The sequence below is a fragment of the Rhodococcus sp. Eu-32 genome, assembly GCF_003336925.1.
Taxonomy (GTDB): domain Bacteria; phylum Actinomycetota; class Actinomycetes; order Mycobacteriales; family Mycobacteriaceae; genus Rhodococcoides; species Rhodococcoides kyotonensis_B.
Genome location: NZ_QGNK01000040.1, coordinates 1 through 8,472 on the forward strand (window position 1 = coordinate 1; position 8,472 = coordinate 8,472).

At 65.0% G+C, this 8,472-nt stretch carries 8 protein-coding genes; 3 read left to right on the forward strand and 5 right to left on the reverse strand.

The features are described 5' to 3' along the window. Together DK926_RS26070 and DK926_RS26075 are read left to right on the forward strand one after the other, a co-directional pair. The coding region (locus DK926_RS26070; RefSeq protein ID WP_165839672.1) for an acyl-ACP desaturase at window positions 1–443 on the forward strand (443 nt) is incomplete at its 5' end. A 68-nt stretch (window positions 444–511) separates the two neighbouring features. Further along, entirely contained in the window at window positions 512–2,065 is a 1,554-nt protein-coding gene (locus DK926_RS26075) for an acyl-CoA carboxylase subunit beta (protein ID WP_165839673.1), read from the forward strand. A 36-nt stretch (window positions 2,066–2,101) separates the two neighbouring features. On the opposite strand, the gene DK926_RS26080 is transcribed toward DK926_RS26075, so the two are convergent. From DK926_RS26080 to DK926_RS26095, 4 genes are read right to left on the reverse strand one after another with little or no spacing between them, the layout of a single operon-like run. Further along, on the reverse strand, window positions 2,102–2,779 hold the full coding sequence (locus tag DK926_RS26080) for a response regulator (protein ID WP_279387110.1): 678 nt from the start codon (window positions 2,777–2,779) through the stop codon (window positions 2,102–2,104). After that, window positions 2,772–4,379: an ATP-binding protein gene (locus DK926_RS26085; protein ID WP_114332810.1), complete on the reverse strand. Its 1,608-nt coding sequence runs from the start codon at window positions 4,377–4,379 to the stop codon at window positions 2,772–2,774. Before DK926_RS26085 ends, DK926_RS26080 begins: the two co-directional genes overlap by 8 nt. A 20-nt stretch (window positions 4,380–4,399) precedes the next feature. After that, a complete protein-coding gene (locus tag DK926_RS26090; RefSeq protein WP_114332806.1) occupies window positions 4,400–5,785 on the reverse strand; it encodes a gluconate:H+ symporter in 1,386 nt (461 codons plus the stop codon). 24 nt (window positions 5,786–5,809) lie between these two features. Continuing rightward, entirely contained in the window at window positions 5,810–6,790 is a 981-nt protein-coding gene (locus DK926_RS26095; protein WP_243637033.1) for a tripartite tricarboxylate transporter substrate-binding protein, read from the reverse strand. A gap of 119 nt (window positions 6,791–6,909) precedes the next feature. Between DK926_RS26095 and DK926_RS26100 the strand changes: the two genes are divergently transcribed. Next, entirely contained in the window at window positions 6,910–7,614 is a 705-nt protein-coding gene (locus DK926_RS26100) for a M50 family metallopeptidase (protein WP_114332807.1), read from the forward strand. Here DK926_RS26100 and DK926_RS26105 read toward each other — a convergent pair. Beyond that, window positions 7,559–8,472 (reverse strand): FAD-dependent oxidoreductase (locus DK926_RS26105; RefSeq protein ID WP_165839674.1); only part of this gene is annotated, 914 nt, incomplete at its 5' end. The two genes, DK926_RS26100 and DK926_RS26105, sit on opposite strands and share 56 nt — an antisense overlap.

Consider the following 8,472-nt stretch of genomic DNA (forward strand, 5'->3'; position numbering starts at 1 on the left):
CCGGCAAGGTGTGCGACGACCCGATCGCCGATCGCATGCTCCAGCGCATCGCCGCCGACGAGAACCTGCACATGATGTTCTACCGCAACATCAGCGCCGCAGCCCTCGACATCGCACCCGACCAGACGTTCGACGCGGTGTGCGACATCGTCATGAACTTTCAGATGCCGGGCGCCGGAATGCCGAACTTTCGCCGCAACGGTGTCCTGATGGCCAAGCACGGCATCTACGACCTGCGTCAGCACCTCGAAGAGGTCGTCTGGCCGGTCCTGCGCAAGTGGAAGATCTTCGAGCGCGAGGATTTCACCGGCCGCGGCGAGACCCGTCGGGAAGAACTCGCCGCGTTCCTCGAAGACCTGGAGAGGCAGGCCACCAAGTTCGAGGAGATGCGCGACCGTTCGCTCGCCCGTGACGCCGCGAAGGCGGAGCGACAAGCGTCCTGAATCATGCGAAGGAGGGGCCGCTCCGCCAGTCGGGGCGGCCCCCTCTTGTACCGACTGCGACGAAAGATGTGTTCGTGACGACTGCGGAAAAGATCGAGGCTCTACGGGAACGTTCGGCTCGCGCGCGCGAGCCCGGAAGCGAACGCGCGCGCGCCAAACGCGCAGCCGCCGGGTTGCCGACTCCGCGTGATCGGATCGATGCGTTGCTCGACCCGGGTAGCTTCGTCGAATACGGCGCGTTGATGCGGGCGCCGGGCGGCGCGGACAATCCGTACGGCGACGGTGTGGTGACCGGGCGGGGAACGGTCGACGGCAGGCCCGTGGTGGTGTACTCGCACGACAACACCGTGTTCGGTGGCTCTCTCGGAGAAATGTTCGGCCGCAAGGTCGTTGCCATGATGGAGCTCGCCGCGAAGACCGCATGCCCCATCGTCGGCATCAACGATTCCGGCGGTGCCCGCATTCAGGACGCGGTGACGTCGCTGGCGTTCTACTCCGAAATCGGTAGGCGCCAGAGGTTGTTGTCCGGTCTGGTTCCGCAGATATCGATCATGCTGGGAAAGTGTGCGGGCGGGGCGGCCTACTCGCCGGCATGTACGGACTTCATCGTTGCGGTGCAGGACCAGGCGTACATGTTCGTCACGGGGCCCGACGTGTTGAAAGCGGTGACCGGCGAGACGATTTCGGCCGAGGATCTCGGCGGCGCGACGAAACAGGCGAGCTATGGCACCGTGCATCACGTCGCCGACTCCGAGGCCGACGCATTCACCTGGGTCAAGACACTTCTCGGCTACCTGCCGAGTAGCTGCCACGAATCGGCTCCCCTGGTCAACCCGGGTTTGGAACCTCACCTGACCGACACCGATCTGGGTCTCGACTCGTTTCTTCCCGACTCGGACAACACCGCCTACGACATGCACGACATCATCACCAAGGTGTTCGACGACGGCGAGTTCCACGAAATCGGAAGTATGTACGCTCCCAACGTCATCACGGCGTTCACGAGGGCGGACGGCCGGACCGTCGGGGTGGTGGCCAATCAGCCGACGCATCTCAGTGGGGCACTCGACATCGCGAGTTCCGAGAAGGCGGCGCGGTTCATCTACATCTGCGACGCGTTCGCGATCCCGGTCGTCTTCCTCGTCGATATCCCGGGCTATCTGCCGGGACTCGAGCAGGAACGAGCCGGGGTCATCTATCGCGGCGCGAAACTCCTTGCGGCAGTAATCGAATCGACTGTTCCGAAGGTGACCGTCGTGATTCGCAAAGCATACGGCGGCGGGTATGCCGTCATGGGGTCCAAGAACCTCGGTGCCGACCTGAACTTCGCGTGGCCGACGGCTCGAATCGCGGTGATGGGCGCCGAGGGTGCCGTCGGGCTGCTGAAGCGACGGGAGATCGAGGCGGCAGGCGAGGACGGGCCGAAGGTGCGGCAGAAGTTCATCGACTTCTACAACGAGTTCGTGGCCACCCCGTACACCGCGGCGGAACGTGGATACGTCGACGCGGTGATCGAGCCGTCGGCGACTCGTCTCGAGATCCGGAAGGCGCTGAAGTTGTTGGCGGACAAGACTCCCGAGCCGCTACCTCCGCGTCGCCGGTCGCTGCTGCGTCCGGTGTGACAGGAACCTGTGTGACGCGCACGTCTGCCCACCGGTTCAGCGTGTCGCGCGGTAGCGGTGAACCGGTCGTCCGGCTCGGCCGTATTCGAGCCGGACGCTGAGCACTCCTGTCGACGCATAGTGTTCGAGATATCGCCTGGCGCTGACGCGTGAAAGTCCGGCCAGCTCGGCGCATTCGCCTGCCGAGACTTCACCGCCTTCGTCGACCGCCGCCAGGACGAGTTGCCCGGTACCCGCACTGAGTCCCTTGGGGAGCGAGGCGGGTGCGGTTGCGGGGGCACCGAACAGCGAGTCGATGACGGACTGGTCCACCCCACCTGGATCGGCCAGGGCCAGCGCGCGACGTCGAAAACCGCTCAGCTTGTCCGCCAGCTGCGGATACTCGAAGGGTTTGACCAGGTAGTCGGTGACCCCGCCGTGCAGGGCTCGGCTGACGGTGTCGAGCTCTCGTGCGGCGGTGATGACGATGACGGCGGTAGCGTTGCCTTCCCCGCGCAATTGCTGCAGGGCATCGAGCCCGGACCTGTCGGGAAGGTAGACGTCCAACAGCACGAGGTCGGGGGCGAGCTCGTGAACAGCGGATACCGCGTCGGCGGCCGTATGGGCGACGCCGACGGTCTCGAAGCCGGCGGTGGAATCGACGAACCGTCGGTGAATCTCTGCGACCATGAAGTCGTCGTCGACGACCAGCACGCGGTACTTCCGGTCAGTCACGACGATCGACTCTATCGGGTGGCAGCGACGAGGTCGGGATTCTCACCGTGAACAGGGCGCCACCGGTCGAATCGGAATCGGCGACGCGCGCGGAACCCCCGTACTGCGAGCTGACGATTCGGACGAGTGCGAGCCCGATCCCGCGCCCACCGGGCGCATCGGGTTTGGTGGTCACCCCGCGTGAGAACACCTCGGTGCGCATCTCGGCCGGCACACCGGGCCCGGAATCGGCGACCTGTATTTCGATGTCCTCGGAATCGTCGATGCTGACGACGATGCGCGCGTCGTCGGTACCGGCGGAGGCGTCGACTGCGTTGTCGACGAGGTTGCCGAGCACGGTGATGACGTCGGTCGCCAGAATCGGATCCAGTGCAGCGAGATGCGAGCCTTCCTCGAGCTCCAACGACACCCCGGCTTCGGCCGCCAGCGAGGTCTTGGCGATCAGCAGGGCCGCCACTGCGGGATCGGAGATGGCTTGTGTGACAGACGCATTGATCTCGGCACGCCGGCGGGTCAACGCGCCGACGAAGTCCGTCACCGCGGCGTGGTCGCCGAGTTGGTTCAGCCCGGAGATCGTGTGCAGTTGGTTCGCGAACTCGTGCGTCTGCGCGCGAAGAGTGTCGGTCACGGATCGATGGGAGCTGAGTTGGCTTTGCATCCTTGCCAATTCGGTACTGTCGCGCATTGTGGTAATCGTTCCGATCCGACGTCCCTTGCTCGAGGCCGCTCGGCGACTGAGAACCAGAACTCTGGAGGCGGTGGTCAGCACCGAGTCCCCACTCCCGTCGGGATTCTTCAGGTAGTCGCGAATCGTCGGTTCCAGGGCGAGATCGTCGACGGTGCGTCCGATTGCGTCGTCGATCCCGAGAAGTTCGGCGCCGGAGTCGTTCAACACCGTCACGACTCCGTCGGGATTCACGGCGATCACTCCCTCTCCGATACTGTGCAGCAACGCTTCTCGATGGTCGGCGAGATGCGCGATCTCTTCGATCTCCAGTCCCCGGGTGTGGGTCTTGACGCGTCGGGACAGCAGAATCGACCCGACCAGGCCGAGGCAGGCGCCGATGCCGAGGTAGAGAAGAAGCGGTGGCCCGGCTGCGACGAGCAGTTCCCATGTCGACGGGTAGGCCGTGCTGACCGCCACGACCCCTCGGACCTCGCCCGACGGCGACAGAACGGGAACGTGGCCGCTGATGGATCTACGGCCGTCGACCACAGCATCCCCGCTCCAGGCTCGGCCCTCCGGCGCGAGACTGTTTCCGAGTTCCGCGGGCCTGCCCGTCCGATCGGGAATGGACGACGCGACGATCACGCCGGATGCGCCGACGACGTCGGCGATGCCTGCGCCCGACAGGTCGACCGCGCGCCCGACCTCGGGGGCGAGTACGCGGTCGGCCTCGGGTGCATTCGACTGTGCCCGCACGACGGGCGTCGACGCCAGGTTCTCCGCGACGGCGATCATCCTGGCGCTCTGACCGGCGCGGAATTCCGAGCTCGATTGGTGAATCGAGACGCCTGCGACGGCGACGAGCACCACCGCGACCACCACCAGTTGCAGCAGAAGGACCTGGCTGGCCAGGCTGCGGGGGCGTCGTCTCATACCGTCACCGAACCCTCGGGTCACACGGACGCGATCACGTACACGACGCCGGACAGAGCGAATCCGACGATCGAGATCAACGTCTTGATGACACTCCAGGTCTTGAAGGTCGTCGGAACGTCCATGCCGAGCAACTTACCGATGAGCCAGAAACTCGCGTCGTTGACATGCGGGAAGATCGACGAACCGGCCGCGAGCGTCAGGATCATCGCGACGGTCTGCACCGGGTTCAACCCCGCAGCCATGATCGACGCGCCCAGCAGACCTGCCGACGTCGTGATCGCCACGGTGGCCGTTCCGAGCGCGATGCGCAGGATGGCAGCGATGATGAAGGTCGACACGATCAACGGGAGACCGAGATCGCGCAATGTCTCGGCCAAGGCGTCGCCGATGCCGCTTGCCAGCAGTACCGCACCGAACATGCCACCCGCGCCGGTGATCAGTACGACGGGTGCGATGGGCTTCAGCGCATTGTCGAGCAGATCCTCGACGTAGTCGGCTGTGCGGCCTCGGCGAAGCGCGAGTACGTACGTCGACACCAGAACGGTGATGAGGAGCGCGACGGGTGTGGATCCGATGACCTGGGGAACGGTGACCCAGGGAGACTCGGCGTCCAACGTCCCGGTGCGTGCTGCCGTCGTGACGGCCGTGTTGGCGAAGATCAACACCAGCGGAAGCATGAGCAACGCGATGATGGTGCTCGGCTTCGGTGGGTCCTCGACGGTCTCGACCCGCGGTCCCCCACTCAACAGGTCCGGTACCGGAAGGTCGATGCGTTTACCGATGAACGTGCCGTAGAGGTATCCCGCGATGTACCACGTGGGAACCGCCACGACGATACCGATGAGGATCGTCAGGCCGACGTCGCCACCGAGCAGGACGGTCGATGCCACCGCGCCCGGATGCGGGGGAAGGAAGACGTGCATCGTGGACAACGCTGCCGCTGCGGGCAATACGTACAGCAGCACACTCCCACCCAGTCGACGCGCGACGCTGAAGATGATGGGGAGCATCACCATGAACGCTGCATCGAAGAAGATCGGGAAGCCGAACAGCAGTGACGCGACGCCGAGCGCGAACGGAGCACGTTTGTCGCCGAATCTGCGAATCAGGGCGTCGGACAGTGCTTGGGCGCCACCGCTGATCTCCGCCAGACGCCCGAACATGGCTCCGAGTCCCACCAGCAGCGCCACCTCGCCGAGGGTGGCGCCGAAGCCGTCGATCAGTACGTCCTGGATCTCCGAGATGGGGATTCTTGTCGCGAAAGCTGTTGCTATCGAGACGATCACGAGTGCAAGGAGCGGGTGCACCTTGAACTTGATGATCATCACCAGCAGCAGTGCGATCGCCACGAGTGCGATCGAGAGCAGGGCCGGTGTGGAGAGGGTCTGGACCCAGTCGTCCACGAGAAGTCCTTCCGTGATTCTTTTCTAACGAGATATATGGAGATCTTCGAGCGTGCGTCGCATTCGAAGATCCTCTGCCGCAAGGAATTCGGAGAATTCCTCACCCGGCAGGAAGGAATCGGCCCAGCGATGCCGAGCCAGGGCGTCGTGCCATTCGTCGGACTCACGCATCGTGCGTAGCACGTCGACGATGTCGTTTCTGGTCACAGCGGAAATGTCTGGGGGTGCGATGAATCCGCGCCAGTTCGTGAACTCCAGATCGATTCCGGAGTCGCGGAGCGTCGGGGCATCCTCGGTCGGATTCGACACCGCCAGTATCCGCAGCGATCCCGCGTCGACCTGATCGATGTACTCACCTGCGCCCGCGATTCCCACGTCGACGCTGCCGTCGATGATCGCGGTGAGCAGGTCGCCCGCTCCGTCGAAGGTGACGATGTCGAGCGTGTTCGGATCGATCCCGATCGTCCGGGCGAGTTCGACTGCGAAGACGTGGTCCGGTCCACCGACGGCCGAACCCGCACCGACGGTGAAGGCACGGGGATTCGCACGCCAGGCTTCTGCGAGCGACGTTGCCGAACCGAGAGGGGAAGCCTCTCCGACCACGAGAGCCTCGGGCTCGTCGACGAGTCGCGCGAGTGCCGTGGCGTCGGACAGTTTCCACGGTGAGTTGTCCACCTGCGCGGCGCCGACGACGCCCACACCGACCATCGCGATCAAGTTCTCGTTGCCCGACTCGCGCATCAGCCGCGCGAGCGCGACCGATCCGCCACCGCCGACGACGTTGAACTTCTCGATCGACCCCGTGAGGTCACGGTTCTCGAGAATGCGAGACGCGGTCCGAGCGGTGACGTCGTAACCGCCGCCCGGTGTATTCGGGATGAGCATCCGTAGTCCGGAGAGGTCCGGTTCCGACGACAGCATCGAGCAACCGACCGACAACGCCAGCGGGAGGGCCGCCAGGGTCGTCAGTGCGCGTCGTCGCGTCATCTGGTTCGGGGTGTTCATCGACGTTCATCTTGCCGACGGTCGTGACCGTCGTCACGTATACGAAACCATTGGACGTATTGGTCTTTGTGGTCGCTCGGCGCCGACCCTGGCGTGTATCGGCTCACCTAGAGTGTGGTGTGCAGCAATTCTGGGACCGCATTTCCGCGGTGAGTCCTGACCCGCCCGCGTGGATCGTTCAGGTGACAGCGGTGACGGCGCTACTGATAGTCCTGATTCCGCAGACCTGGCGGATCGCGCGCAACGTCGTGACGATCGCTCACGAGGGCGCGCATCTGTTCGTCGCGTTGATCACCGGCAGACAGTTGATGGGCCTTCGTCTGCATTCCGACACGTCCGGAGTTGCGATCTCGAAGGGAAAGCCGACCGGGCTCGGCGTCGTCGCCATGACGTTCGCCGGCTACGTCGGGCCGTCGTTGCTGGGGCTCGGCGCCGCTCTCGTACTGGGCACGCAGCATGCCGTGGCGGTGCTGTGGATCGGCGTGATCTCGATTGCGTTGATGGTGACCATGATTCGCAATTTCTATGGATTGCTGTCGTTGGTCACGGTCGGCGCGCTGCTGTTCGCCGTGTCCTGGTGGGGAACGGGCGAACAGCAGGTCGCGGCCGCGTACTTCATCACGTTCTTCCTGCTGATCGCGGGACCGAGGCCCGTCCTCGAGCTGCAGCGGTCGCGCAGCGCGGGACGGGCCAGGGATTCCGACGCGGATCAGTTGGCCCGGCTGACGTTCCTGCCCGGAATCGTCTGGGTGGGCCTGTTCCTGCTGGTTACCGTCGGCTCTCTTGCAGTGGGAGCGTGGCGGATTCTGGTTCCGGTGCAGTGACTTCGGGGGCGGCGACGGGGTCGTTGCCGGTGAAGTAGAACATCGCTCGCCGGGCGTCGACTTGTTGCTCGGTGATGGCGAGCTGGCCGCGGCCTTTGGAGAAGAATGCGGTGAGCCAGGAGATGACGGTGGTCAGGCGGCTGCGGAAGCCGACGATGTAGAGCAGGTGGACCAGCAGCCACATCACCCACGCGATGAACCCGGTGATCTTGATCGGTCCGACCTGCGCGACCGCGGAGAACCGTGACACCGTCGCCATCGAGCCCTTGTCGAAGTACTTGAACGGCTTGCGCTCGGGAACGTCCTTGCCTGCACGCACGGCTTCGACACCGTCTTCGATGACCTGGGCTGCGTAGCGTCCGCCCTGGATGGCGACCTGGGCGACGCCGGGGAGCTTGTCCAGGCTCATCATGTCGCCGACGACGAACACGTCGGAGTGTCCGGGCAGGGTGAGGTCCTTGTTCACCAGGACGCGGCCCGCGCGGTCGATCTCGGCGCCGGACTGCTCGGCGAGGGTCTTACCGAGGGGGCTGGCGGCGACACCGGCCGACCAGACCTTCGTCTTCGCCGAGATGCGTCGCACGGTGCCGTCGCTGTCCTTGACGGTGAGGCCGTGGGCGTCGAGGTCGGTGACCATGGCGCCGAGTTGGATGTCGACGCCCATCTTCTCGAGCCGCTTGGCCGCGGACTGGCCGAGGGAGTCGGCGAACGGAGGCAGGACTTTCGGGGCGGCGTCGAGGAGGATGACCTTCGCGCTGCGGGAGTCGATGTGGCGGAAGGTGCCGTCGAGAGTCTTGTTCGCGAGTTCGGCGATCTGTCCTGCCATTTCGACGCCGGTGGGGCCTGCGCCGACGACGA